At 61.5% G+C, this 26,098-nt stretch carries 25 protein-coding genes and 1 pseudogene; 15 read left to right on the top strand and 11 right to left on the bottom strand.

Annotation, left to right across the window (positions count from 1 at the left end; genetic code table 11):
* Positions 1–176: 176 nt before the first annotated feature.
* The 3 genes from cysN to AC19YS_RS12185 form a co-directional block, all read right to left on the bottom strand.
* Complete coding sequence (cysN, locus tag AC19YS_RS12195) at positions 177–2,075, bottom strand: sulfate adenylyltransferase subunit CysN (RefSeq protein WP_106578581.1); 1,899 nt, start codon at positions 2,073–2,075, stop codon at positions 177–179.
* 13 nt (positions 2,076–2,088) lie between these two features.
* Positions 2,089–3,006, bottom strand: a complete 918-nt coding sequence (cysD, locus tag AC19YS_RS12190) for a sulfate adenylyltransferase subunit CysD (protein ID WP_017137614.1) — start codon at positions 3,004–3,006, stop codon at positions 2,089–2,091.
* Between the two features lie 269 nt (positions 3,007–3,275).
* Positions 3,276–4,034, bottom strand: a complete 759-nt coding sequence (locus tag AC19YS_RS12185; RefSeq protein ID WP_119736499.1) for a Nif3-like dinuclear metal center hexameric protein — start codon at positions 4,032–4,034, stop codon at positions 3,276–3,278.
* A gap of 102 nt (positions 4,035–4,136) precedes the next feature.
* Here AC19YS_RS12185 and algW point away from each other — a divergent pair, with 102 nt between their 5' ends.
* From algW to AC19YS_RS12170, 3 genes and pseudogenes are all read left to right on the top strand, one after another.
* Positions 4,137–5,291, top strand: coding sequence for a Do family serine endopeptidase AlgW (gene algW / locus AC19YS_RS12180; protein WP_106578579.1), 1,155 nt, complete (start codon positions 4,137–4,139; stop codon positions 5,289–5,291).
* Between the two features lie 108 nt (positions 5,292–5,399).
* A pseudogene (locus tag AC19YS_RS12175) lies at positions 5,400–7,511 on the top strand (TonB-dependent siderophore receptor).
* A 12-nt stretch (positions 7,512–7,523) separates the two neighbouring features.
* Positions 7,524–8,243, top strand: coding sequence for a DUF4198 domain-containing protein (locus tag AC19YS_RS12170; protein ID WP_200624339.1), 720 nt, complete (start codon positions 7,524–7,526; stop codon positions 8,241–8,243).
* A gap of 132 nt (positions 8,244–8,375) precedes the next feature.
* On the opposite strand, the gene hemH is transcribed toward AC19YS_RS12170, so the two are convergent.
* Together hemH and AC19YS_RS12160 are read right to left on the bottom strand one after the other, a co-directional pair.
* Positions 8,376–9,401 (bottom strand): ferrochelatase, encoded by a 1,026-nt coding sequence (gene hemH, locus AC19YS_RS12165; RefSeq protein ID WP_500601820.1) that lies wholly within the window; start codon positions 9,399–9,401, stop codon positions 8,376–8,378.
* A gap of 14 nt (positions 9,402–9,415) precedes the next feature.
* Complete coding sequence (locus AC19YS_RS12160; protein WP_500601819.1) at positions 9,416–10,315, bottom strand: TIGR01777 family oxidoreductase; 900 nt, start codon at positions 10,313–10,315, stop codon at positions 9,416–9,418.
* A gap of 211 nt (positions 10,316–10,526) precedes the next feature.
* Here AC19YS_RS12160 and AC19YS_RS12155 point away from each other — a divergent pair, with 211 nt between their 5' ends.
* The 12 genes from AC19YS_RS12155 (at position 10,527) to AC19YS_RS12100 (ending at position 20,533) form a co-directional block, all read left to right on the top strand.
* Positions 10,527–11,513, top strand: a complete 987-nt coding sequence (locus tag AC19YS_RS12155) for an NAD(P)/FAD-dependent oxidoreductase (protein WP_119736490.1) — start codon at positions 10,527–10,529, stop codon at positions 11,511–11,513.
* Entirely contained in the window at positions 11,510–11,725 is a 216-nt protein-coding gene (locus AC19YS_RS12150; protein WP_106578573.1) for a TIGR02450 family Trp-rich protein, read from the top strand. Before AC19YS_RS12155 ends, AC19YS_RS12150 begins: the two co-directional genes overlap by 4 nt.
* A 112-nt stretch (positions 11,726–11,837) precedes the next feature.
* Complete coding sequence (locus AC19YS_RS12145; protein WP_500601817.1) at positions 11,838–12,797, top strand: YbgA family protein; 960 nt, start codon at positions 11,838–11,840, stop codon at positions 12,795–12,797.
* A gap of 17 nt (positions 12,798–12,814) precedes the next feature.
* Positions 12,815–13,744: a MerR family transcriptional regulator gene (locus tag AC19YS_RS12140; protein ID WP_119736484.1), complete on the top strand. Its 930-nt coding sequence runs from the start codon at positions 12,815–12,817 to the stop codon at positions 13,742–13,744.
* Positions 13,745–15,187, top strand: coding sequence for a deoxyribodipyrimidine photo-lyase (phrB, locus tag AC19YS_RS12135; protein ID WP_500601815.1), 1,443 nt, complete (start codon positions 13,745–13,747; stop codon positions 15,185–15,187). It abuts the gene before it with no gap.
* Positions 15,180–15,602, top strand: a complete 423-nt coding sequence (locus AC19YS_RS12130) for a nuclear transport factor 2 family protein (protein WP_119736480.1) — start codon at positions 15,180–15,182, stop codon at positions 15,600–15,602. Before phrB ends, AC19YS_RS12130 begins: the two co-directional genes overlap by 8 nt.
* Positions 15,599–16,381, top strand: a complete 783-nt coding sequence (locus tag AC19YS_RS12125) for an SDR family NAD(P)-dependent oxidoreductase (protein ID WP_106578568.1) — start codon at positions 15,599–15,601, stop codon at positions 16,379–16,381. The genes AC19YS_RS12130 and AC19YS_RS12125 overlap by 4 nt, the downstream gene beginning before the upstream one ends.
* A complete protein-coding gene (locus tag AC19YS_RS12120) occupies positions 16,378–17,625 on the top strand; it encodes an NAD(P)/FAD-dependent oxidoreductase (RefSeq protein WP_500601812.1) in 1,248 nt (415 codons plus the stop codon). The genes AC19YS_RS12125 and AC19YS_RS12120 overlap by 4 nt, the downstream gene beginning before the upstream one ends.
* A complete protein-coding gene (locus AC19YS_RS12115) occupies positions 17,622–18,431 on the top strand; it encodes a DUF1365 domain-containing protein (protein ID WP_124416390.1) in 810 nt (269 codons plus the stop codon). The genes AC19YS_RS12120 and AC19YS_RS12115 overlap by 4 nt, the downstream gene beginning before the upstream one ends.
* Positions 18,418–19,689, top strand: a complete 1,272-nt coding sequence (locus AC19YS_RS12110; protein WP_500601810.1) for a class I SAM-dependent methyltransferase — start codon at positions 18,418–18,420, stop codon at positions 19,687–19,689. Before AC19YS_RS12115 ends, AC19YS_RS12110 begins: the two co-directional genes overlap by 14 nt.
* The gene (locus tag AC19YS_RS12105; RefSeq protein ID WP_500601808.1) at positions 19,682–20,173 is read left to right on the top strand and encodes a DUF2878 domain-containing protein; all 492 of its coding nucleotides are present in this window, start codon (positions 19,682–19,684) and stop codon (positions 20,171–20,173) included. The genes AC19YS_RS12110 and AC19YS_RS12105 overlap by 8 nt, the downstream gene beginning before the upstream one ends.
* Before the next feature lie 54 nt (positions 20,174–20,227).
* The gene (locus tag AC19YS_RS12100) at positions 20,228–20,533 is read left to right on the top strand and encodes a YkgJ family cysteine cluster protein (protein WP_016977069.1); all 306 of its coding nucleotides are present in this window, start codon (positions 20,228–20,230) and stop codon (positions 20,531–20,533) included.
* Between the two features lie 147 nt (positions 20,534–20,680).
* On the opposite strand, the gene AC19YS_RS12095 is transcribed toward AC19YS_RS12100, so the two are convergent.
* From AC19YS_RS12095 to hemA, 6 genes are all read right to left on the bottom strand, one after another.
* Complete coding sequence (locus tag AC19YS_RS12095; RefSeq protein ID WP_106578563.1) at positions 20,681–21,199, bottom strand: acyloxyacyl hydrolase; 519 nt, start codon at positions 21,197–21,199, stop codon at positions 20,681–20,683.
* Positions 21,200–21,310: 111 nt separating this feature from the next.
* Positions 21,311–22,105 carry a glutamate racemase gene (gene murI, locus AC19YS_RS12090; protein WP_500601806.1) on the bottom strand — a complete coding sequence of 265 codons (795 nt, stop codon included), beginning with the start codon at positions 22,103–22,105 and terminating at the stop codon, positions 21,311–21,313.
* A complete protein-coding gene (gene moeB / locus AC19YS_RS12085) occupies positions 22,098–22,853 on the bottom strand; it encodes a molybdopterin-synthase adenylyltransferase MoeB (RefSeq protein ID WP_214247702.1) in 756 nt (251 codons plus the stop codon). The genes murI and moeB overlap by 8 nt, the downstream gene beginning before the upstream one ends.
* The gene (gene prmC, locus AC19YS_RS12080; RefSeq protein WP_500601804.1) at positions 22,847–23,677 is read right to left on the bottom strand and encodes a peptide chain release factor N(5)-glutamine methyltransferase; all 831 of its coding nucleotides are present in this window, start codon (positions 23,675–23,677) and stop codon (positions 22,847–22,849) included. The genes moeB and prmC overlap by 7 nt, the downstream gene beginning before the upstream one ends.
* Entirely contained in the window at positions 23,678–24,760 is a 1,083-nt protein-coding gene (gene prfA / locus AC19YS_RS12075) for a peptide chain release factor 1 (protein ID WP_169368178.1), read from the bottom strand.
* Complete coding sequence (gene hemA, locus AC19YS_RS12070) at positions 24,757–26,046, bottom strand: glutamyl-tRNA reductase (protein WP_169368177.1); 1,290 nt, start codon at positions 26,044–26,046, stop codon at positions 24,757–24,759. The genes prfA and hemA overlap by 4 nt, the downstream gene beginning before the upstream one ends.
* Positions 26,047–26,098: the final 52 nt, after the last annotated feature.

Genomic DNA, 26,098 nt, shown 5'->3' with positions numbered 1-26,098 from the left:
CAAAATGAGGGAGCGGGCTTGCTCGCGAATACGGTGGGTCAGCCCCACATGTATTGACTGACACTGCGCGTTCGCGAGCAAGCCCGCTCCCACAGTTGACCGAGTTGTTTTCAAGACTCCATGAAAAAGCCCGCCACCGAGTCATCGGTGGCGGGCTTTTTTGTGGCGGCGAGGGTTTAGATCGCGCCGCGTTGACGCAACAGTTCCAGCACTTGCTTGACGCTGTCTTCCAACGACAAAGCCTGAGTGTCGATGACCAGGTCGGCATTCAATGGCACATCGTACGGGAAGGACTCGCCAGGGATGTTATCCCCACCCGCTGCGTACAGGCCTTGTGGATCACGCTCGGCGCACACCAGCGGCGACGCTTGCACGTACACGGTGAGCAGGCGGTCGGCACCGATCAGCGCCTTGGCCTGTTCGCGGCCCTCGGCATCCGGGGCAACGAACGCGGCCAGGGTCAGCAGACCGGCTTCGTTGAACTGGCGCGCCACGTGAGCGGCGCGACGCCAGTTTTCAGTACGGCCGATTCGATCCTGCGGCAACCCTTTGTTCAGGTCGTGACGCAGGTTCTGGCCATCCAGTACAAACACCGCACGGCCCATGTCGAACAGCTTGCGCTCAACCGCGTAGGCCAAGGTGCTCTTGCCCGCGCCCGACAGGCCGCTGAACAACACGGTGGCCGGCTGCTGGCCGAAACGCAGAGCGCGCTCTTCAGTGGCGACATGAGCAAGGCTGCCGTGTTGCGCCGAACCGCCATGGTTGACCGGCGGCGCGATAATCATGCCTGCGGCCACAGTGCCGTTGGTCAAACGGTCAATGACGATAAACGCACCCGTGGTGCGGTTGCTGTCGTAACCGTCCAGCGCAATGGCGGCGTCGAGGCTGACCTTGACCCGGCCAATTTCGTTCAGTTGCAGCGAACTCGCCGGGCCTTCGGCCAGGGTGTTCACGTCCACACGGTGCACAATGCTGGTGATGGAACCCGGCACGTAGCTGGTCGCGCGTTTGATGTCGTATTTCTTACCCGGCAGCATTGGCTCTTCGGCCATCCACACCAGCATGGCGTCGAAGGCGTCGGTCACTTGCGGCACGTTGTCGGCATGCACCAGCAGGTCGCCACGGGAGATGTCGATCTCGTCTTCCATGGTCAGGGTCACGGCCTGGCCCGGGCCTGCGTGCTCCAGCTCACCCTCGAAGGTGACGATGGATTTGACGCGGCTGCTCTTGCCCGACGGCAGCACCACGACTTCGTCGCCCTTGTGCACAATGCCGCTGGCCAGGGTGCCGGCGAAACCACGGAAGTTCAGGTTCGGACGGTTGACGTACTGCACCGGGAAACGCAGGTCGGTGTAGTTGCGGTCGTTGGCGATCTCGACGGTTTCGAGAATCTCCATCAGCGACTGGCCGGTGTACCAGGGCGAACGCTCGCTCTTGTTCACCACGTTGTCGCCCTTGAGCGCCGACATCGGCACGAAGGCCAGGGTGCTTGGCTTGAACGCGATACCGTCGGCAAACTTCAGGTAATCGGCCTTGATCTGCTCGAAGATGCTCTGGTCAAAGCCGTTGATGTCCATCTTGTTGATGGCCACTACGATATGTTTGATGCCCAGCAACGAGGCGATGAAGCTGTGGCGACGGGTCTGAGTCTGCACGCCATAACGCGCGTCGATCAGAATGATCGCCAGGTCACAGGTGGAGGCGCCGGTGGCCATGTTGCGGGTGTACTGCTCATGGCCGGGAGTGTCGGCGATGATGAATTTGCGCTTGGCGGTAGAAAAATAGCGGTAGGCCACGTCGATGGTGATGCCCTGCTCGCGCTCGGCCTGCAGGCCGTCGACCAGTAAGGCCAGGTCGATGTCATCGCCGGTGGTACCGGATTTCTTCGAATCGCGGGTGATGGCTTCCAGGTGATCTTCGTAGATCATCTTGGAGTCGTGCAGCAGGCGCCCGATCAGGGTGCTCTTGCCGTCGTCGACGTTGCCACAGGTCAGGAAGCGCAACATTTCCTTGCGCTCGTGCTGGCCCAGGTAGGCGAGGATGTCCTCGCTGATCAAATCAGATTGATGCGACATTGGTGACAGCCCCTTAGAAATAACCCTGACGTTTTTTATCTTCCATCGAGCCTGCGCCATCGTGGTCGATGACACGGCCCTGGCGCTCGGAAGTTCGCGTCAGGAGCATTTCCTGAATGATGTCCGTCAGCGTCTCGGCTTCGGACTCCACCGCGCCCGTCAACGGGTAGCAGCCAAGGGTACGGAAACGTACTTTCTTTTTGACGATTCGGGCTTTGTCTTCGTCGGACAGGTGCTCGAGGATGCGGTCGTCGTCGATCATGATCAACGTGCCGTTCTTTTCGATCACGTCGCGCTCGGCGGCGAAGTACAGCGGCACAATCGGAATGCCTTCCAGGTAGATGTACTGCCAGATGTCCAGCTCGGTCCAGTTGGACAGCGGGAACACACGGATCGACTCCCCCTTGTTGACGTTGCCGTTGTAGACGTTCCACAGCTCCGGGCGCTGGTTTTTCGGGTCCCAGCGGTGCTTGCTGTCGCGGAACGAGTACACGCGCTCTTTGGCGCGGGATTTCTCTTCATCGCGACGGGCACCGCCGAAGGCTGCGTCGAAACCATGCTTGTCCAGGGCCTGCTTGAGGCCTTCGGTTTTCATGATGTCGGTGTGCTTGGCGCTGCCGTGGGTGAACGGGTTGATGCCCTGCGCCACGCCGTCCGGGTTGACGTGGGTGATCAGGTCCAGGCCAAGCTCTTCGACCATTTTGTCGCGAAACTTGTACATCTCCTGGAATTTCCAGCGGGTGTCGACGTGCATCACCGGGAACGGCAGCTTGCCCGGAAAGAAGGCCTTGCGCGCCAGGTGCAGCATCACGGCGGAGTCTTTACCGATCGAGTAGAGCATCACCGGGTTGTCGAACTCGGCGGCGACCTCGCGGATGATGTGGATGCTTTCCGCCTCCAGCTGTTTCAGATGCGTCAGTTTGTCGACCATGGCTACTCACGGAAAAACGATCTTATGGACGGCCAGCGGGCCGTGTTCGAGCGGGGCATGCTAGCACAGCACCTTCTTCTATTCAGGGAGCCGGCTAGATCGAAACGGTATATGAATATGCCGCTGGGTTTGGCCCAACTCGGTCGAATGTGGGAGCGGACTTTTTGTGGGAGCTGGCTTGCCTGCGATACAGGCACCTCGGTCAGTCAGGCAAATGGCGGTGATGCTATCGCAGGCAAGCCAGCTCCCACAGGGGCCTGCTGTGAGGCTCAGATCGGGTTGGGGCAATCGATGAACAGATGCTCCAAGGCAAAACGCCGCGCCAGGTAATCGCCCAACGCCTGCACGCCATAACGCTCAGTGGCGTGGTGGCCGGCAGCGATAAAGCTGATGTCGTTTTCCCGCGCGCTGTGAAAGGTTTGCTCGGACGCCTCGCCGCTCAGGTACAAGTCGACGCCAGCGGCAATCGCGTCGTCGATGTAACCCTGACCGCCGCCCGTGCACCAACCGACGCGGCGGATCATTTCGCTGCCTTCGATCAGCAGCGGCTCACGGCCCATCACATCCTGCACACGGCGAGCAAAGTCGCGAGGCGACAGGGGCTCGGCGAGGGAACCGACCAAGCCGACGATTTTGGGGTTGCTCGGGTCCAGCGGGCCTTCGACGGTAATGTCCAGCTGGCGGGCGAGTTGCACGTTATTGCCCACGTCCGCGTGCAGGTCCAACGGCAGGTGGTAGGCGAGCAGGCTGATGTCGTGCTTGAGCAGGGTTTTCAGGCGGCGCTGTTTCATGCCGGTGATGCACGGGTTTTCGCCCTTCCAGAAATAACCGTGGTGCACCAGCACCAGGTCGGCCTGGGCTTCGACCGCGGCATCCAGCAGCGCCTGGCTTGCGGTCACGCCGCTGACGATGCGCATCACCTGCGGACGGCCCTCGACCTGCAGGCCATTGGGGCAATAATCGGCAATTTTTGCGCTGCCAAGGTAGCGGTCCGCTTCCTCGACGAGGGTGGTAAGGGGGACGGCCATAAAAGACTCCTAAATATCCCGTTCCGAGGCGCTCGCAGCCTCGTATAATGCGCGACATTATGGGCGCTCTCCCGCCCCCTGCAACCTGTCAGGACTTACTTGATGCTCAAGGCACTGCGTTTTTTTGGATGGCCATTGTTGGCTGGCGTGCTGATCGCGATGCTGATTATTCAGCGTTATCCCCAGTGGGTGGGCCTACCCAGCCTTGATGTGAACCTGCAACAGGCTCCGCAAACCAGTTCGGTGGTGCAAGGTCCGGTGACTTATGCGGACGCTGTGGTCATCGCCGCGCCCGCCGTGGTCAACCTGTACACCACCAAGGTCATCAACAAACCGGCACATCCGCTGTTTGAAGACCCGCAATTTCGCCGCTATTTCGGCGACAACGGCCCCAAGCAGCGCCGCATGGAATCCAGCCTGGGTTCCGGGGTGATCATGAGCCCCGAAGGCTACATCCTCACCAACAACCACGTGACCACGGGTGCCGACCAGATCGTCGTGGCCCTGCGCGACGGGCGCGAAACCCTGGCCCGTGTGGTTGGCAGCGACCCGGAAACCGACCTCGCGGTGCTGAAGATCGATTTGAAAAGCCTGCCCTCGATCACCATCGGCCGCTCTGAAGGGCTGCGCGTCGGTGACGTGGCACTGGCGATCGGCAACCCGTTTGGCGTCGGCCAGACGGTGACCATGGGCATCATCAGCGCCACCGGGCGTAATCAGTTGGGGCTCAACAGCTACGAAGACTTTATCCAGACCGACGCGGCGATCAACCCGGGCAACTCCGGCGGCGCCTTGGTGGATGCCAATGGCAACCTGACCGGCATCAATACGGCGATTTTCTCCAAATCCGGCGGCTCCCAGGGCATCGGTTTTGCGATCCCGGTGAAGCTGGCCATGGAAGTGATGAAGTCGATCATCGAGCACGGCCAGGTGATTCGTGGCTGGCTGGGCATCGAAGTACAGCCGCTGACCAAGGAATTGGCTGAGTCGTTCGGTTTGACCGGACGCCCTGGCATCGTGGTCGCCGGGATCTTCCGCGACGGCCCGGCCCAGAAAGCCGGCCTGCAACTGGGCGATGTGATCCTGAGCATTGATGGCGAACCGGCCGGTGATGGCCGCAAGTCGATGAACCAGGTCGCGCGGATCAAGCCGACCGACAAGGTGGCAATCCAGGTAATGCGCAACGGCAAAGAGATCAAACTGCTTGCAGAAATCGGCCTGCGTCCACCGCCGGCGCCGGTGAAAGAAGAGGAATAACGGGATTGGGAGCCCGTTCGCGGGCTCCTGTAACCTAATATTTCAAAAGAAATCCATTCTCATTAGGCATGTTATATTGTTTCAATATAGACATTGGAACGCTCTATCATGCCGCCTCGTAGATTTACCCCACTGGCTGGTCTGGCCTTGGGATTGCTGCTCGACCCCGCCTACGCCGAAGACAACTACATCAAAGACAACACTGTCGAACTGGACGCCATCAGCGTCACCGGCGACGCCTATGAATCTGCCACGGGCCCTGTCAAAGGCTATCGCGCCACCCGCTCTGCCAGCGCGACCAAAACTGACACGGCCCTGCGTGACATCCCACAATCGATCAGCGTGATTCCCGCCACGGTGCTCAACGACTTGGGCAGCACCAGCGTGGAACGCGCCCTGGAATTTGCCGGCGGCGTGTCCAGGCAAAACAACTTCGGCGGCCTGACGCTTTACGAGTACAGCGTGCGCGGCTTCACTACTTCGCAGTTCTACCAGGATGGTTTCAGCGCCAACCGTGGCTACCCGAGCACGCCAGACGCGGCCAATATCGAGCGCATTGAAGTGCTCAAAGGCCCTGCCGCCAGCCTCTACGGGCGTGGCGATCCCGGCGGTACCGTCAACATCGTCAGCAAAAAACCCCAACCGCAAGCCTTCACCACCGTGCAAACCAGTGCCGGCAGCTGGGACCGCTACCGCACAGCCCTTGATGTGAACACGCCACTGGACAGCGACGGCCGCATGCTGTCGCGCGTGAACCTGGCGGTGGAAGACAATCACAGCTTTCGCGATCACGTTGACGCCAAGCGCGTATTCGTCGCGCCATCTTTCAGCTGGCAATTGGACCCGGACACCCGCCTGCTTGTGGAAAGCGAGTTCGTGCGCCACAGCTCAACCTTCGACCGTGGCATCGTTGCGCCCCATGGCATGTCCCGCTCGACCTTCCTCGGCGAGCCCAACGACGGCAACATCCGCAACCACAACAACCGCCTCCAGGCCGCCGTGGAACACCACCTCAACGACGCCTGGCAAGTGCGCCTCGCCAGCCACTACAAACAGGGCAGCCTGTGGGGCGACGCCTCGGAAAGCCGCGCGCTGAATGCCGACGGCCACACCGTCAACCGCCGCTATCGCGAACGCTCCACCGGTTGGCATGACAGCATTACCCAGCTCGAACTGCGCGGCCTGTTCGACATCGGCAGTTGGCAGCATGAACTGCTGATCGGCAGCGAATACGAGGATTACCGCAAAAAAGAACGCGTGACGGCGATTGCCGGCAGCCTCTACCCCATCGACATCTATAAACCGATCTATGGCCAGGCCAAACCCAACGGCGCGCGCTCCGGCACCGACGTCTTCGAACAGGTGAAGAGCCAGGCACTGAACCTGCAGGACCAGATCGTCTTCACCGACCGCCTGCGCGGCATGCTCGGTGCGCGCTTCGAACACGTCGAACAAAGCACCGATGACTTCACCCGCAACCACGCCAAGAGCCGGCAAACCCATGATGCCCTGACCCCGCGCGCCGGCTTGCTCTACCAGCTCACGCCGCAAGTCGGCGTGTTCGCCAACGCGTCAACGTCGTTCAAACCGAACAACGGCCTGGATGCCGGCGGTAAATCCTTCGAGCCAGAAGAAGGCGTCGGTTAAGAAATTGGGCTCAAGAGCGAGCTGTTCGACGATCGCCTGAGCACCACCCTCGCCGCCTTCCACATTGAAAAGAAAAATGTCCTCGCCCTCGACCCCGCCACCGATACCCAGCGCGCCATGGGCAAGGCGCGCAGCCAGGGTGTTGACCTGCAACTGAGTGGGCAAGTGACCGACGCCGTACGCGTCATCGGCGCCTTCGCCTACATCGACGCCGAAGTGACCAAGGGTGACAAAGCCATCCCTACCGGCAGCCGAATTCTCGGCGTGGCCAAGCGCAGCGCCAGCCTGCTGGGCGTGTATGAATTCCAGAATGGCGTGTTACGCGGCTCGGACCTGGGCGCAGCGTTCACCTACGTCGGTGACCGCTCCGGCGAGGCTGGCAGCCGTTTCGAACTGCCTGCTTACCACACCGTCGACCTGCTGGCGCATTACAAAGCCAGCGACAGCGTCACCGTGGGCCTGAACCTCAACAACCTATTCGACGAAAAGTACTACGAGCGCTCCTACAGCAACTACTGGGTCACGCCCGGTGAGCCGCGCAACGTCACCGTCAGCCTGACCCTCAACCTGTAAAAGGACGCTCCCATGCAAGCCTTAAAATCCCTGGCCGTGCTCGGCCTGCTGTGTGCCAGCCAAGTTTCTGCCCACGGCCTGTGGACCGAACAGCGGCGCGGCAATATCGAAGTGATCTACGGCCACGGCGCCGAGGACAACGCCTTCAAGGCCGAGAAAATCAGCGGCGCCTGGGCGTATGACGCCAGCGCCAAGATGATTCCGGTCACCGTAGAACGCCTTGCCGACCACGCGCGCCTCAAGCCGCTCAAATCGCCCGCCGTTTTAGCCGTGGCGTTGGATAACGGCATGTGGTCGCAGACGCCGGACAAGAAGTGGATCAACCAGGGCCGCAGCCATGTGCCGGGAGCGATTGCATCGACCCAGACCTTCAAATACAGCCTGGCGATTTATCAGCCGGGGGCAAAGTTGCCGAAGCTGGATCAGATCAAGCTGCTGATCCTGCCTGAAGTGGACCCGCTGACTGTAGGACCTGGCCGGTCACTGCCGGTACGGGTGCTATTGGATGGCAAGCCTGCGGCGGGGATCAAGCTGGTGGGCGACTACCGCAATGCACCGAACACCTTGAGCACCGAGACCGACAAAGACGGTCGCGCCCAGGTGCTGGTGCGTAACGAAGGGTTGAATGTGATCGCGGCGCAGGTGGAGATCCCGCTCAAGGACAATGCCGATGTGGCGACGCGCGGGCTGTTCAGTTCGCTGACGTTCCTGGGTGAGCCGCATCACGAATAAGCCCTAAAAAACACTGTGGGAGCGGGCTCGCTCGCGAAGGCGTTGGCACAGTCAATACAGTCGTTGACTGACAATGCGCATTCGCGGGCAAGCCCGCTCCCACAGTTGATCTCCATCGTTTCGACAAACGGGTTAGAGTGCCAGCGGCGCTCTTTCACACAACGTGTTCAGCGCCGCAGCCCACTGCGGGTCATCATTGAGGCACGGCACCAACACCAACTCCTCGCCGCCTGCTTCGCGGAACTGCTCCAACCCACGATCCCCAATCTCTTCCAGCGTCTCAATGCAATCGGCAACAAACGCCGGGCACATCACCAGCAGCTTTTTCACGCCTTGCTGGGCCAGGGCTTCCAGGCGGGCTTCGGTGTAGGGTTCGATCCATTTTGCCCGGCCCAGGCGCGACTGGAATGCCACCGACCACTTGCCATCCGGCAGGCCCATGCGCGCGGCAAATTCCCGTGCAACGCTGAAGCATTGCGCGCGATAGCAGGTGGCAAGCACCTCGGGCGACGCGTTCTGGCAGCAGTTTGCATCCTTGAAACAATGCGCGCCGGTGGGGTCGAGCTTCTTGAGATGACGCTCGGGCAGGCCGTGAAAACTCAGGAGCAAATGATCGTAATCCTGCTCGACGTACGGCCGGGCGCTCGCAACCAGTGCCTCGAGGTATTCCGGCTGATCGTAAAAGGGCTGCAGGATCGAAAACTGCACGTTGAGCTTTTTGTCGCGCACCACACGCTTGGCTTCTTCAATCACGGTGGTCACGGTGCTGTCGGCAAACTGCGGGTACAACGGCGCCAGGGTGACTTTCTTGATCCCCTGGGCGGCCAGGCGCGTCAGCGTCGTTTCAAGCGACGGTTCGCCATAACGCATCGCCAGCTCCACCGGGCCCTGCGTCCACTGCGCGGTCATTTGCTGCTGCAAACGCCGACTCAGGACTACCAGCGGTGACCCCTCGTCCCACCAGATCGACGCGTAGGCATGCGCCGACTGCTCGGGGCGCTTGATCAGGATCAGCGACACCAGCAACCGCCGCACCGGCCACGGCAGGTCGATCACGTAAGGGTCCATCAGGAACTGATTGAGGTAGCTGCGCACATCGGCCACCGAAGTGGAGGCCGGTGAACCCAGGTTGACCAGTAACAACGCGTGATCCGTCATGCAACATCCTATCTCTAGAGGCGGCTGGACAAGTCTTCCAGGGCCGCGTGCAACTCAGTGAACTGAAAAGTGAAACCGGCCGCCAACAGCCGTTCGGGTACAGCTTTTTGCCCGCCGAGCAACAACCCGGACAACTCACCCAGCCCGACCTTCAATGCAAACGCCGGCATCGGCATGAACGCGGGACGGTGCAGCACCTGGCCCAGGGTCTTGGCGAATTCGCGGTTGCGCACCGGGTGTGGCGCGCAGGCATTATAAGGACCGCTGGCGTCCGCCTTGTGCAGAAGAAAATCAATCAGGGCGATTTGATCTTTGATATGAACCCACGGCATCCACTGCCGACCATCGCCGATCGGCCCGCCCAGCGCCAGCTTGAACGGCAGCAACAGCCGCGACAAAAAGCCGCCCTTCGCCGCCAGCACGAGGCCGGTGCGCACCAGCACCACGCGGATGCCCATGGCTTCGGCGCGCAGGGCCGTTTCTTCCCAGGCGATACACAGCTGGCTCGGGAAGTCGTCCTGCACCGGGCCGCTGGCCTCGGTCAATTCGCGCTCGCCGCCGTCGCCGTACCAGCCGACCGCCGAACCGGAAATCAGCACCTGCGGTTTTTGCGCCTGGCCTTCCATCCACGCCAATAGCGTTTCGGTGAGACTGATGCGGCTGCTCCACAACAAGGCCTTGCGCTTTTTGGTCCAGGGCCGATCAGCAATGGGCGCGCCGGCCAGATTGACCACCGCATCCACGCTGCCGATCACGTCTTGCAAGCGGCCAACGGCCAACACTTGCGCACCGCACCACTTGGCAACGGTGTCCGGTTCACGGCTCCAAACGGTCAAGCGATGCCCTTGGGCAAGCCAGCGTTGGCACAGCTGGCGACCGATCAAGCCGGTACCGCCGGTCAGCAAAATATGCATGGGACACTCCTCATGTAACGTTCGCCGCCGATCACTGGTCTATTTTATAAGCAGGGATCAATTGCAATCGGGCGTGGCTCTTGGTTGAGCCTTAGCTTTAACCATAGGCCACGCCGTAAGAACAGGTACGCCAAAACTTATACCAAAAAACAATATTGTACAGCTATTGGTGTCGGCGTAGTCTGTACCCAACGGTAAAACGAGGCCTCCCATGACTGTTCCCATCGCGATCATCGGCACCGGCATCGCCGGTCTCTCCGCCGCCCGAGCGTTACGAGACGCGGGGCACGCTGTACAACTCTTCGATAAAAGCCGCGGCAGCGGCGGCCGCATGTCCAGCAAGCGCAGCGATGCCGGCGCGTTGGACATGGGTGCGCAATACTTCACCGCCCGCGACCGGCGCTTCGTCAACGAAGTGCAACGCTGGCAAAGCAACGGCTGGGCCGAGCAGTGGAAACCCCAGCTGTACAACTTCAAGTCCGGTCAGCTCACGCCCTCTCCCGACGAGCAAATCCGCTGGGTCGGTACGCCGCGCATGAGTGCTATCACCCGTGCGCTGCTGGATGATTTGCCGGTGGAATTCGGTTGCCGCATCACCGAAGTGTTCCAGGGCAAACAGCACTGGAACCTGCTGGACGCCGACGGCGGCAATCACGGTCCGTTCAGTCACGTCGTGATTGCCACGCCGGCGCCCCAGGCCACCGCGCTGCTCGCCGCAGCACCGAAGCTGGCGGGTGCCGCTGCGGGTGTGAAAATGGACCCGACCTGGGCCATCGCGCTGGCTTTCGATAAACCTCTGGATACACCAATGGAAGGCTGTTTCGTCCAGGACAGCCCGCTTGACTGGCTCGCGCGCAACCGCAGCAAACCGGGGCGCGATACCGCCCTCGACACGTGGGTGCTGCACGCCACCAGCGCGTGGAGCAAGGCGCACCTGGACTTGCCCAAAGAAGCCGTGATCGAACACCTGCACGGCGCCTTCGCAGAGCTGCTGCACAGTGCCATGCCCGCGCCTTCTTTCAGCCTGGCGCATCGCTGGCTGTACGCGCGACCCTCCAGCGCGCATGAATTCGGGGTACTGGCCGATGCTGACCTGGGCTTGTATGTGTGCGGCGACTGGTGCCTGTCCGGCCGGGTCGAAGGCGCTTGGCTCAGCGGCCAGGAAGCGGCGCGACGTTTGATCGAGCACCTGCAATGAACCGCATCAATCCCGCCAAACTGCTGCTGTCGAAGTGGACAGCAGCTCGTCCTCGCAACAAGGAGAAACACTTCTTGGTCACAGAATTGTTCCGTGACGAGGAAGGCACTGTGCTGGAAATCGAGCTGCAAGCCGTCATGACTCGCCGTGCTGAACGCTTGGCCTGGCAAACGTTGCAAAATGCCGAAGACTGGCGAATTGGCTGGAAGTAGTTCGCCTGAAAATACTTGTACAAAATATTTGACTTGTACAGCATCAAACCTATGATGAGATTTAGTTGTACAGACTCAAGAGTTTGTACAGGAATCTCGGAGAGGTTTGAACATGTCCAGCACTGGAAAACCGAAGATCGCCATCAGCGCGTGCCTGTTAGGCGAGAACGTGCGCTTCAATGGCGGACACAAACAATCCCTGCTGTGCAGCCAGACGCTCGCTGACTACTTCGACTTCGTGCCGCTGTGCCCTGAAGTTGCAATCGGCCTGAGCATCCCCCGCGAACCGATCCGCCTGGTGGGCGACCCTGCCCAGCCGCAGGCCGTCGGCACGGTGCGCCGTGAACTCAACGTTACGCAGCCACTGGACGAATACGGCCAGCAGATGGCGCTGGAACACACCGACCTGTGTGGCTACATCTTCATGCAGAAGTCGCCGTCGTGTGGCCTGGAACGGGTCAAGGTCTACCGTGAAAACGGCACACCTGTCGACGGCGGCGGGCGCGGCATCTACGCGCAGGCGTTCTGCGCACGCCACCCCAACCTGCCGGTGGAAGAAGACGGTCGGCTGAATGACCCGGTGTTGCGGGAAAACTTCCTGACCCGCGTCTTCGTGTACGCCAGCTGGCAACAACTGCTGGCCGAGGGCCTGACCCGCCACCGCCTGCTGGCATTTCACTCGCGCTACAAATACCTGCTGATGGCCCACAGCCCGGCGCATTACAAAAGCCTCGGCCACCTGCTGGGCAGCATGGGCAAGGACACCCGTCTCGACGAACTGGCCGCCGGCTATTTCAGCGAACTGATGACCGGCCTGAAAAAATGCGCCACCCGCGGCACTCACACCAATGTGCTGCAACACATCAGCGGCTACCTCAAACAGGCCATCAGCGCCGACGACAAGCAGGAAATGCAAACCGTCATCGGCCAGTACCGTACCGGCATCGTACCGCTGGTGGTGCCATTGACCCTGCTCAAACACCACTTCCGCCAACACCCGGACCGTTACATCGCGCAGCAGGCCTACCTGCAACCGCACCCTGAAAACCTCAGCCTGCGTAATGCGATCTGACCCATGAAAAGTACATTATGAAAGCTGACCTGCAAGACGAACCCGGCGAAGACATCGCCCAAGCCCTCCAGGACGGTTGGCTGCCCATTCGCGAAGTGGCGCGCCAGACCGGCGTCAACGCCGTGACCCTGCGCGCCTGGGAACGCCGCTACGGCCTGATCGTGCCCCAGCGCACGCCCAAGGGCCACCGGCTGTTCAGCGCCGAACACGTGCAACGCATCCACACCATCCTGACCTGGCTCAACCGCGGCGTGCCGGTCAGCCAGGTCAAAGGCTTGATCGACTCGGCCCAAGCCAGCCCCGACACCGTCGAAAACGAATGGCACGCCCTGCGCCAGAACCTGGTGAACGCCATCAGCGCGTTGGCCGAGCGCCGGGTCGACGATGCGTTCAACCAAGCCATGGCGTTGTACCCGCCTCGTACCCTGTGCGAGCAGTTGCTGCTGCCGCTGCTCCAGGAACTCGAACAACGCTGGCAAGGCCAGTTCGGCGCGCAAATGGAGCGGGTATTTTTCCTGTCATGGCTGCGCAGCAAGTTCGGTGCGCGCATCTATCACAACAATCGCCAGCTGCAAGGCGCCCCGCTGCTGCTGGTCAACCACTCGGACTTGCCGCTGGAGCCGCACGTGTGGCTCAGCGCCTGGCTGGCCAGCAGCGCCGATTGCCCAGTGGAAGTCTTCGATTGGCCGTTGCCGGTCGGTGAGTTGGCGTTAGCGGTGGAGCACCTGCAACCGCGGGCCGTGCTGCTGTATTCGAGCAAGGCCCTGCAGGTGTCGACGCTCACCAAACTGCTGGGCGGCGTCGATTGCCCGACGCTGATTGCCGGACCAACGGTATGCATCCACCAGGCCGAGTTGGCCGTATTAACCCGTGAAACCCCTGAATTGTTCGTGGCCGAAGACCCGTTGTCGGCCCACTTGATTCTGATCCAGCGTGGACTTCTTTAAATGCATTTGATCTGGCTGCGCACCGACTTGCGCGTACACGACAACACCGCCCTGGCCGCCGCCTGCCAGCGAGGCCCGGTTGCGGCCGTGTACCTGATCACTCCCGAACAGTGGCTGGCCCACGATGACGCGCCGTGCAAAGTCGACTTCTGGCTGCGCAACCTGCAGCACTTGAGCCAGGCGCTCGGCGAGCTGAACATTCCCCTGCTGATCCGCACCACCGCGACCTGGGACCAGGCGCCCGCCGTACTGGGCACGCTGTGTCGGGAGCTGTCGGTCGAGTCGGTCCACGTCAATGAGGAATACGGCATCCACGAAACCCGCCGCGATGCCGCCGTGGCCCAGGCTCTGGAAACCCAGGGCGTGATGTTCCACAGCTACCTGGACCAATTGTTCTTCCAGCCCGGCAGCGTGCTGACCAAAACCGGCACGTACTTTCAGGTCTTCAGCCAGTTCCGCAAAGTCTGCTACAGCCGCCTGCACAGCGCCCTTCCCCGCGTGGTGGCGACACCCAACGCCCAGGCGCCGATCAAGCTGAAAAGCGATCCGATACCTGCACAGGTCGAAGGGTTCGAGCCGCCCAGCGAAGCTTTGCGCGCGCTCTGGCCGGCCGGTGAAGACGAAGCACGCCGCCGTCTCGACGCTTTCGCTGATCAACAAATCAGCTACTACAAAGATGAGCGCGACTTCCCGGCCAAACCCGGCACCAGCCAACTGTCCGCCTACCTTGCCGCCGGCGTAGTCTCGCCCCGCCAGTGCCTGCATGCCGCCTTGCAAACCAACCAGGGCGAGTTTGAAAGTGGCGATATCGGCGCGATCACGTGGATCAACGAGCTGCTCTGGCGCGAGTTCTACAAGCATATTCTGGTCGGCTATCCACGAGTGTCGCGCCACCGCGCTTTCCGTCCCGAGACCGAAGCGGTGGCCTGGCGCGATGCGCCCAAGGATCTAGCCGCCTGGCAGCAAGCGCGCACCGGCTTGCCGATCATCGACGCCGCCATGCGCCAGTTGCTCGAAACCGGCTGGATGCATAATCGCCTGCGCATGGTGGTCGCGATGTTCCTGACCAAGAACCTGCTGATCGACTGGCGCGAAGGCGAGCGCTTCTTCATGCGCCACCTGATCGACGGCGACCTGGCCGCCAACAACGGCGGCTGGCAGTGGAGCTCCTCCACCGGCACCGACTCGGCGCCGTATTTCCGGATTTTCAGCCCGCTGAGCCAGTCGGAAAAATTCGACAGCGAAGGCGTGTTCATCAAGCACTGGCTGCCGGAACTGGCGGCGCTGAACAAGAAGGAAGTGCACAACCCCGAGGCGGTCGGCGGCCTGTTTGGCGTGGCCGACTACCCACGCGCTATCGTCGACCTGAAAAAGTCCCGCGAGCGCGCCCTGGCTGCCTTCCGCGGCCTGCCCTCGCGCCAGGGAGTTGCCGAACATGAGTGACTTCCTGCACCGGTTCGCCCAGGCCTTTGCGACGCTGGACAAGCACAACCTGCACCTGCTCGACAGCCTCTACAGCAAGGACATCGCCTTCACCGACCCGCTGCATGAAGTGCACGGGCTGACGGCGCTGCACCGCTACTTCACCGAGCTGTATGGCAATGTGAGCCAGCTGCGTTTTGACTTTCACGGCTTCGACCAAGTGGCCGAAGGCGAAGGCTACCTGCGCTGGAAGATGAGTTTTTGCCACCCGCGCCTGAACAGCGGCAAGGTGATCCGGGTTGAAGGCTGCTCACACCTGATGTGGCGCGACAAGGTGTACCGGCACCGGGATTATTTCGATGCAGGCGCTCTGCTCTACGAACACCTGCCAGTACTCGGCCGCGTCGTCAGTTGGCTGAAAAGGAGAATGGGATGAGCCTTACACCGCCTCGCCGATATTGGCTGACCGGCGCCAGCAGTGGCATCGGCGCGTCGCTGGCCGTCGAGCTGCTCAACAGCGGCGCCCACGTGGCCCTCAGCTCACGCACGAAAGGCCCGCTGGAAGCCCTCGCCCAACGTTATCCAGGCCAAGTGCTGGTGGTGGCTGGCGACCTGACCAACAGCCAGACCGTGCGTGAGATCGGCGAGCACATCGGCGTGGTCTGGGGCTCCGTCGATACGGTGATTCTCAACGCTGGCACCTGTGAATATGTCGATGCCAAGCAATTTGATGCATCGATTGTCGAGTACGTGGTGCGCACCAACTTGCTGGCCAGCAGCTATTGCATCGAAGCTGCGCTGCCGCTGTTGCGCGCCGGGCATTCCCCGCACCTGGTCGGCGTGGCCAGCGCTGTCACCTACCTGCCCATGCCCCGCGCCGAAGCCTATGGTGCGTCCAAGGCCGGGCTGCGCTACCTGTTCGAATCCCTGCGCATCAGCCTGTCGCCGGAGAACATTGACGTCACGGTGATCAGCCCGGGCTTTGTCGACACCCCGCTGACCGAACGCAACGACTTCCCGATGCCCCTGAGCTGGTCCGCCGACAAGGCCGCGCGGCACATCTTCGCCAAGCTGGCAAAACGTCCGCTGGAAATTGCCTTTCCCGCCATGTTTATCGCCACTTTGTGGCCGCTGTCGAAGCTGCCCAACCGTGCGCAACTGATCATCGGTAAACGCATGTTGCGCAGCCCGCCACCGAAGAAGGACGACCTGTGAAGATCGCCATTATCGGCAGCGGCATCGCCGGGCTGACCAGCGCTTACCTGCTCAGCCGTCGCCACGACATCACGGTGTTCGAAGCGGGCGAGCGCATCGGCGGGCATACCCACACGGTCGACGTCACGGTTGAGGGTAAACGCTACGCGGTGGACACCGGGTTTATCGTGTTCAACGACTGGACCTACCCCAACTTCATTCGCTTGCTGGGGCAGATTGGCGTCACCTTCAAACCCACCGAAATGAGTTTTTCGGTGTGCGACCAAAGCGCCGGATTCGAGTACAACGGCAACAACCTCAACAGCCTGTTTGCCCAACGCCGCAATATCCTGTCGCCAGGGTTCTGGGGCATGTTGCGCGACATTCTGCGCTTCAATCGCCAGGCACCGCTGGACCTGCAGGAACAGCGCATCAGCGCCGAGATGACCCTGGGCGATTACCTCGAAGCCGGCGGCTACGGCCCACGCTTTATCCGCCATTACATCGTGCCGATGGGCGCGGCGATCTGGTCGATGTCCCTGGCTGACATGCTCGGCTTTCCGTTGCAGTTCTTTGTGCGCTTTTTCAAGAACCACGGTTTGCTCTCGGTGAACAACCGGCCGCAGTGGTGCGTAATCGAGGGCGGGTCGAGCAGCTACATCGAACCGCTGACGCGCAGCTTTAGCGAACAGGTGCGCCTTAATTGCCCGGTGCATAACGTCGAGCGTACCGACGACGGCGTTGTGATCCACAGCGCCGCCGGCAGCGAGACCTTTGACCGGGTCGTGCTGGCCTGCCACAGCGACCAGGCCCTGGCCTTGCTGGCCGACCCCAGCACGGCTGAACAGGAAATCCTCGGCGCGCTGCCTTACGCCGACAACGATGTGGTGCTGCACACCGACACGCGCCTGCTGCCGGACCGCAAGCTCGCCTGGGCCAGCTGGAATTATCGGCTGACCGGCGATACCCAAACCCAGGCCGCCGTCACTTACGACATGAACATTCTGCAAGGCATCGACAGCGCCACCACCTTTTGCGTCAGCCTTAACCAGACGCCAATGATCAACCCGCTGAAGATCCTCGCGCGCTTCACCTACGCGCACCCGCAATACAGCCTCGCGGCGGTCGCGGCCCAAGCGCGCTGGGAAGAATTGGCGGGCACGCGCAACACCTTTTTTTGCGGCGCCTACTGGGCCAATGGTTTCCACGAAGACGGCGTGGTCAGCGGATTGCGCGTGGCTCAAGCCTTTGGAGAAACCCTGTGAACAGCGCCCTGTACAGCGGCTGGATCGCCCATCGCCGGTTTGCGCCCAAGGCTCACGCCTTTCGCTACCGCATCGGCCTGCTGTACCTGGATTTAAGCGAACAGGACGAAGTGCTCGGGCTGTCGCCCCTGGCCGGCGCCGGCCGCCTGGCGCCCTTCGGCTTTCGCCAGCAGGATTACCTGCGTGAATTCACGCGCCACGGCATGAGCTTGAGCGATGCCGTGCGCCAGGAAGTTGGCAAGGCACTGGGGCGCGAGCCCCAGGGCGTTATCTGCCTACTGACCCAGGCTCGCAGTTGGGGCCTGGCTTTTAACCCGGTGAGTTTCTTCTACTGCTTCGAGGCCGATGGGCAACTGGCCGCGATCCTGTGTGAAGTGACCAACACCCCATGGCGCGAGCGTTATCACTACGTGCTGCCGGCCCAGGCGCTCGGCGCCGATGAGCATCAGCACTTCGCCGTGGCCAAGGCCTTCCATGTGTCGCCGTTTTTGCCGCGCGACCTGGAATACCGCATGAGTTTCAGCCCGCCCGCCGCCAAGCTCGGCGTGCACATGGCCGACTGGCAAGGTGAGCTGAAGGTTTTCGACGCCACGCTGAGCCTGCACAAGGAGGCGTTGAACCGCGCCAGCCTGCATCGCTACCTGTGGCGCTTCCCGTGGATGACCGCCAAGACGTGCCTGGCAATTTACTGGCAGGCCATGCGCCTGTTGCTCAAACGCACACCGATTTTTTCCCATCAGGCCGCCGATGGCGCCTCTCGCACCGCAGTCGGGTATACCAAGGATCGCCGCCATGAAATCCCCTAGCTTATCGGTCAAGACCAATCGCCTGAACGTCAACAGCATGACCAGCGCATTGCTGCGCAAGGCCGTGCTGCGCCAACTCAGCCAACTGCGCCACGGCCAACTGGTGGTGATCGAGGATGGCGAACGCCAAGTGTTCGGCGCCCGCGAAGCGCACCTGCTGGGGGAAATCCAGATCCTCGACTCGGCAGTGTGGGGTCTGGTGGCGGCCAACGGCTCGATCGGCGCCGGCGAGGCGTTTATCCACGGTTACTGGACCAGCCCGGACTTGACCGCCGTGGTGCGCGTGATGGTCAGCAACCTTGAGGTGCTCGACGCCATGGAAGGTGGCCTGGCGCGCCTGGCACGCCCCTTCACTCAAGGCCTGCACTGGCTCAACCGCAATACGCGCAAGGGCTCGCAGAAAAACATCGCCGCCCACTATGACCTGGGCAACGACCTGTTCGAAGAATTCCTCGACCCGACCATGATGTACTCGGCGGCGCAATTTCTGACGCCCGATGACACCCTGGAACAGGCGCAATTGAACAAGCTGGAGCGCATCTGCCAAAAGCTTGCACTCAAGCCCACCGACCATCTGCTCGAAATCGGCACCGGCTGGGGCAGCATGGCGCTGTACGCAGCGCAGCACTATGGCTGCAAAGTCACCACCACCACCTTGTCCAAAGAGCAGTTTGCCTACACCCAAAAGCGCATCGAGGCCCTGGGACTGCAGGACCAGGTGACCCTGTTGTTGCAGGACTACCGCGACCTGACCGGTCAATACGACAAGTTGGTGTCCATCGAGATGATCGAAGCGGTGGGCCATCGCTTCCTGCCGACCTACTTCAAGCAGTGCGCGCATTTGCTCAAGAGCGACGGCCTGATGCTGCTGCAAGCCATCACCATTCGCGAGCAGCGTTTTGAGCAGGCCAAGAACAGCGTCGATTTCATCCAGCGCTATATTTTCCCCGGCGGCGCCCTGCCCTGCGTGCAAAACATGCTGCACATCGTCAGCCGCGACACCGACATGAACCTGCTGCACATGGAAGACTTCGGCCTGCACTACGCAAAAACCCTGCGCCTGTGGCATGAGAACTTCCGCCGCGCCCATGGCCGACTCGCCGAGTTGGGCTACGATGAATACTTCCTGCGCTTGTGGGAATTCTATTTGTGCTACTGCGAAGGTGGGTTCATGGAACGTACGATAGGCACCGCGCAGTTGCTGCTGGCAAAACCTGCGGCAATCAACCCACCCTTGCTCGGGCGCTTCAGTGCTTAAATCGCTGGCGAACGCCGTACTGTTCCAGTGCGGCTGGTTTGCCTGTGTGCTGGGGGGCGACAGCGGATGGTTGCTGGTGGTCGGTGCAGTGCTGGCCATCCACCTGCTGTGGATAAGTTCATGGTCGCGGGAAGGCCGGGTGATCCTCGCCGTCACGCTGCTGGGCACTGTGGTGGATACCGCATTGCGCACCTTTGGCGTCTTTCACTTCAGTTTTCCGGGGCCGCTGATTCCGTTTTGGCTGGTGCTGCTGTGGGCGTTGCTCGCCACCACGCTACGCCATTGCCTGGCCTGGAGTGCCCAGCCCTGGTGGCGCGCCAGCGTGTTGGGCGCAGTCGGCGGGCCGTTGTCTTATTACGCGGGCAGCCAATTGGCCGGCGTGAGTTTCGGTTACGGCACGGCGCCAACCCTGGTCGGCCTGGCGCTGCTTTGGGCGCTGGTGTTCCCGGTGCTGCACTGGATCGCCCGACAACTGGGGCACTGACGTCCGTCAGAGCTTTTACACCTACCTGACACGCTTGCCTTACACTGCGCGCCTATGACCAACATCCCCCACACTCAAATCACCGAACCCGCCGTCACTTGCTCGACGTGCGCGGCCTGCTGCTGCCAATTGGAAGTGATGCTGATCACCGACACCGGCGTGCCGGAGCGCTATATCGATACCGACGACTGGGGCGGCGAAGTGATGCTGCGTCTGGATGATGGCTGGTGTGCGGCGCTGGACCGGGACACCATGATGTGCACGATTTACGAGCGACGGCCGCTGATCTGCCGGGAGTTCGAGATGGGTGCGCCGGAATGCCTGACCGAGCGTGAAGGAATTGCGACGGCGTATCGCTAGCGCTGAACGTTACGAGGATTAAATGTGGGAGCGGGCTTGCTCGCGAAGGCGGTGTATCAGTCAATTATTCAGTGACTGACACCCACCCTTCGTGAACAAGCCCGCTCCCGCATTTGGTTTTGCAGGGTTCTGGAAAACTGCGCTGGTTTACAGCGGCATGGTGTAGTGCAACGCGTAGCTTTCTACGCCGTCGTTATTGCTGCTGATGCCCGCGTTGGAATAGTGCGTGGCACGAATGCCCACCTCATGCCCACCGGTAAAACGCAAACCAAAGCCCAGGCGGTCCTCAAACTGGAAGGACTGGCCGATGTTGTTGTCTTCAAGGCGCGTGCGCGAGAATGCCGCCACCCCGATGCCGGCCTCGATGTAAGGTTTTACCGATGCCCCGGCAAACTCATACACAAACACTGGCGAGAACGACAGGCTGCTGGCGCCTGCACGTTTGTCGCCTTCCCAATAGGTGTAAGCGCCGCTCCAGTAGCCGGTCAGCCGGCCGGTATCGCTCTGCCACCAGCTTTTATCCCAATCCGATGTCAGCCCCAACCGATAGGTCATGGTCGAATCGCTGGTGCTCCCCACACCAAATTCCAGGCCAGCGGCCTGGGCCGAAACAGAGTGTCCTACCACGGCGGCCGCAATCGCAGCCAAACAGAACAAGCGCTTCATAAGAAACAGTCCTTGAGAACGAAGTTGTATGGTTTTGTACAAGCTAACTCGCTATAGAAGCGCGCGCATAGCCAGAAGTTCAGCGTCTAACCCCGGTATTTCACGAATTTTTCACGCGTCGAAGCTTCGCACAACTCCGGGATGCTTCCATAGTGTCGGTAGGATATTTCTTAAATGATCGACATTACCGCTCGTCCAGAACCGGGCCCGCTCAGGGTTGCCGCTGGCCAACAGGTCACGCTCGCCCAGCAAACGCTTGAGCTGGCGTGCCACGGCAGCGCCGGTATCGATCAGGATGATGCTTTGGGGAAGCATCTGCGCCAGAAGCGGCTTGAGGAAGGGATAGTGGGTGCAGCCCAGGATAATCGTGTCACAACCGGCGCTGAGCAGCGGTTCGACATAGCCGCGCAACATCTGGCGCAGCTCGGGGCTGTCGAGGTCGCCGCTTTCAATCAACTCCACCAGGCCCGGGCACGGCTGGGTGATCACACGCACGTCGGTGGCGAAGCGATCAAGCAAAGCGGCGAACTTGGCACTTTGCAGGGTGCCGGTGGTGGCGAGTACACCGACCACGCCGCTGCGAGTGGCGGCGGCGGCGGGTTTGACGGCGGGCTCCATGCCTACCAGAGGCCAGTCCGGATAGTCCTCGCGCAAATCGGCGACGGCGGCGACGGTCGCCGTGTTGCAGGCAATCACAAACGCCTTGGCGCCTTGCTCGCGGAAAAATTCGGCGACACGCCGGGAGCGTTCAAGAATGAATGCCGGGGTTTTCTCGCCGTAGGGGATATGCCCGCAATCAGCCACGTACAGCAGCGTTTCATGGGGCAATAACTGCTGAATTTCGTCCAGCACGGTCAAGCCGCCGATGCCGGAATCGAACACACCGATGGGCGCGCTCTTAACCATGCTGCGTCCCGCAGACACTGCAACCGGGGTCGCGCTTGACGCGCAATTCGCGAAACCGCGTGGTCAACGCATCAATCAGCAACAAGCGGCCCACCAACGGCTCACCGAAACCGGCCAGCAATTTCAAGGCTTCCAGGGCTTGCAGGCTGCCGACCACGCCAACCAACGGACCGACGACGCCGGCTTCGCTGCAGGTCAGTTCAGTGTCGCTGCCGTGCCCGTACAAACAGTGGTAGCAGGGGCTGTCGGCGCGACGCGGGTCGAACACCGACAACTGCCCTTCGAGGCGAATCGCTGCGCCGCTGATCAATGGCTTGGCGGCAGCAACACAGGCAGCGTTCACCGCTTCACGGGTGGAAAAGTTGTCGCTGCAATCGAGTACCACGTCCACCGCCGCTACTGCCGCGGCCAGTGAATCGGCATCCAGCGCTGCGCGGTGAGCACGCAGTTTGACTTCAGGGTTGATCGCCGCAAGACGACGCAGGGCCGAATCGACCTTGGTCTGCCCGACGCTGTCGGTGTCGTGGATGATCTGGCGTTGCAGGTTGGTCAGGTCGACGGTGTCGAAGTCGGCCAGGTGCAGCTCGCCCACACCGGCAGCGGCGAGGTACAGCGCGACAGGCGCGCCCAAACCGCCCAGGCCGACAATCAGGGCGCGGGCGTTTTTGAGGCGCAATTGGCCTTCGATGTCGACATGTTGCAACAGAATCTGTCGGCTATAGCGCAATAGCTCCTGATCGGTCAGCACGGCCGGCGTCCCAGGGTGATGCGCTCGTGGCCGCCGAGGTCAAGGCGGCTGTGTACCTCTTCAAAGCCTGCGCCAAGCAACAGATCACGTACGGCCGCCGCCTGATCGTAGCCATGTTCGAGTAACAGCCAGCCAGCCGCATTCAAGTGGGCTGGAGATTGGGCAATGATCAACCGCAAGTCATCCAGGCCATCATGCCCCGCCACCAGCGCGCTGGCCGGTTCAAACCGCACGTCGCCGGCCACCAGATGGGGATCGTTATCGGCAATGTACGGCGGGTTGCTGATGATCAGGTCGAAGGTTTGGCCTTGCAGGGCGCTGAACCAATGGCTGCTCAACACCGTGGCGTTTTTCAGGTGCAGGCGCTGGCGATTGCGTTCAGCCAGGGCCACGGCTTCGAGCACGCGGTCGACCGCCGTAACCTGCCAGGCCGGACGTTCGCTGGCCAGGGCCAGGGCGATGGCGCCGCTGCCGGTGCCCAGGTCCAGAACCCTGGCAGGCGTGGCGGGCAACAGTTCCAGCGCGGCCTCCACCAGCAGCTCGGTTTCCGGACGCGGGATCAGCGTGTGAGGCGCGACCTCCAGGTCCAGCTTCCAGAAGCCTTGCTGGCCGAGGATATACGCCACCGGCTCACCGGCCCGACGACGTTGCAAATAGTCAGCAAAGGTCAGCGCATGTTCGCTGCTGACGATTTTTTCCGGCCAGGTGTGCAGGTAGCTGCGCGATTTACCCAAGGCTGCGGCCAACAACAACTCCACATCCAACCGCGCAGTGGGCGAGTCGGGCAGGTCGGCGGCGCGCAGCAGGCTGGCAATGATGGTCATTTATTCACCTATCGCCGCCAATTGGTCGGCCTGGTATTCGGCGAGCAACGGTTCGATTACCGCATCCACACCGCCGGCGAGAATCTCGTCGAGGGAGTAAAGCGTGAGGTTGACCCGGTGGTCGGTGACCCGGCCCTGGGCAAAGTTGTAGGTACGGATGCGCTCGGAGCGGTCGCCCGAACCCACCAGCAATTTGCGCTCGCTGGCAATCGCGTTGGCGGCGGCGCTGGTCTGCTGGTCGTTGAGCTTGGCCGACAGCCAGGACATGGCCCGCGCACGGTTCTTGTGCTGGGAACGCTCTTCCTGGCACTCCACCACAATGCCCGACGGCAAGTGCGTGATGCGGATCGCCGAGTCGGTCTTGTTGACGTGCTGACCACCAGCGCCCGATGAGCGGTAGGTGTCGACACGCAAATCCGCCGGATTGATCTCGATGGCTTCCTGCTCGTCCGGCTCGGGCAACACGGCCACGGTGCACGCCGAGGTGTGGATACGGCCTTGGGACTCCGTTGCCGGAACCCGCTGCACGCGGTGCGCGCCGGATTCAAATTTCAGTTTGCCGTAGACGTTGTCGCCTTCAACCCGGGCGATGACTTCTTTATAGCCACCGTGTTCGCCTTCGTTTTCGGACAGGATCTCGACGCGCCAGCCACGGCGCTCGGCGTAGCGCGAGTACATGCGGAACAGGTCGCCAGAGAAGATCGCCGCCTCGTCGCCACCGGTGCCGGCGCGGATTTCGAGGAACACGTTGCGCCCGTCGTTGGGGTCCTTGGGCAGCAGCATGCGCTGCAGGTCGCCTTCCAGCTCGGCCAGCTTTTCCTTGGCCTCACGGACTTCTTCAACGGCCATTTCGCGCATGTCCGGGTCGCTGTCCTTGAGCAGCGCCTGGGCGCCTTCGAGGTCGGCCTGCACTTTCATCAGGTGTTTGTAGGTGGCCACAATGGGCTCAACTTCGGCGTATTCCTTGGAATAGGCGCGGAACTTGGCCTGATCGGAGATGACCTCGCCATCGCCGAGCAAGGCGGTCAGTTCTTCGAAACGGTCCTGGAGCACGTCCAGTTTATTGAGCAGTGACGCTTTCATTGCGGTTTTTTATCCGAAGAGCTATCTGACGCGCCCTCACCGAGGGCAAAGAGTTCCTGGGCCATGGCCAGCGCATCGAGGCGGCCTTCGGCGGTAAGCTTTTTCAACTGAACGCTGGGAGCGTGAAGCAACTTGTTGGTCAAGCCACGCGCCAGTTGCATCAGCACCTCTTCGGCGCTGCTGCCGTTGGCCAGCAGACGCTGGGCCTTGACCAATTCCTCGTCACGCAGGCGTTCGCCCTGCTGACGATACGCCTTGAGCACGTCGACCGCTGCCAGTTCGCGCAGGCGTACCATGAAGTCTTCAGCGCCGGTGCTGACCATTTCCTCGGCGGCCTGGGCGGCGCCCTGGCGACTCTTGAGGTTTTCGGCAACCACTTCGTGCAGATCGTCGACGCTGTAAAGGTAAACGTCGTCCAACTCGCCGACTTCCGGCTCGATATCGCGGGGAACGGCGATATCCACCATGAAGATCGGTTTGTGCTTGCGCAGCTTCAGCGCGCTCTCGACCGCGCCTTTGCCAAGAATCGGCAACTGACTGGCGGTGGAGCTGATGACGATATCGCTGCGCACCAGTTCAGCCGGGATATCCGACAGCAGCACCGCATGGGCGCCAAACTGCTCGGCAAGAATGCTCGCGCGTTCCAGGGTTCGGTTGGCGACCACAATGCGCTTTACACCCAGGTCGTGCAGATGACGCGCCACCAGGGTAATGGTTTCCCCGGCGCCGATCAGCAGGGCCTGGCTGCGCTGCAAGTCGCTGAAAATTTGTTTGGCCAGGCTGACGGCGGCAAACGCCACGGACACCGGGTTTTCACCGATGGCGGTGTCGGTGCGCACCTGCTTGGCCGAGTTGAAGGTGGCCTGGAACAGCCGCCCCAACAGTGGCCCCACGGTGCCGGCCTCGCGGGCCACGGCATAGGCAGATTTCATCTGGCCAAGGATCTGCGGTTCGCCCAACACCAGCGAGTCGAGCCCTGAGGCGACGCGCATCATGTGACGAACTGCCGCATCCTCTTCGTGCACATACGCACTGGCGCGCAGGTCATCGAGGCTTAAATGGTGATAATCGGCCAGCCAGCGCAGCACCCCATCCGCTGAAAGATGTTCCTGCTCTATATAAAGCTCACTGCGATTGCAGGTCGAAAGGATCGCAGCTTCGCGGCTGTCGGTGAGCCGGCAGAGCTGCTGCAAGGCCTCAACCAACTGCTCTGGCGTAAACGCCACGCGCTCGCGCACGTCTACGGAAGCAGTCTTGTGGTTAATACCGAGTGCGAGGAAGGCCATTCAATATCGCTGATGATGTCGGGAAGCCGACAATTGTCCTACTTCGAATGAT

The sequence above is a fragment of the Pseudomonas sp. MF08831 genome (assembly GCF_059862645.1).
Note: the sequence above shows the minus strand (reverse complement) of the source record. Positions and strands in the feature narration are given on the sequence as shown.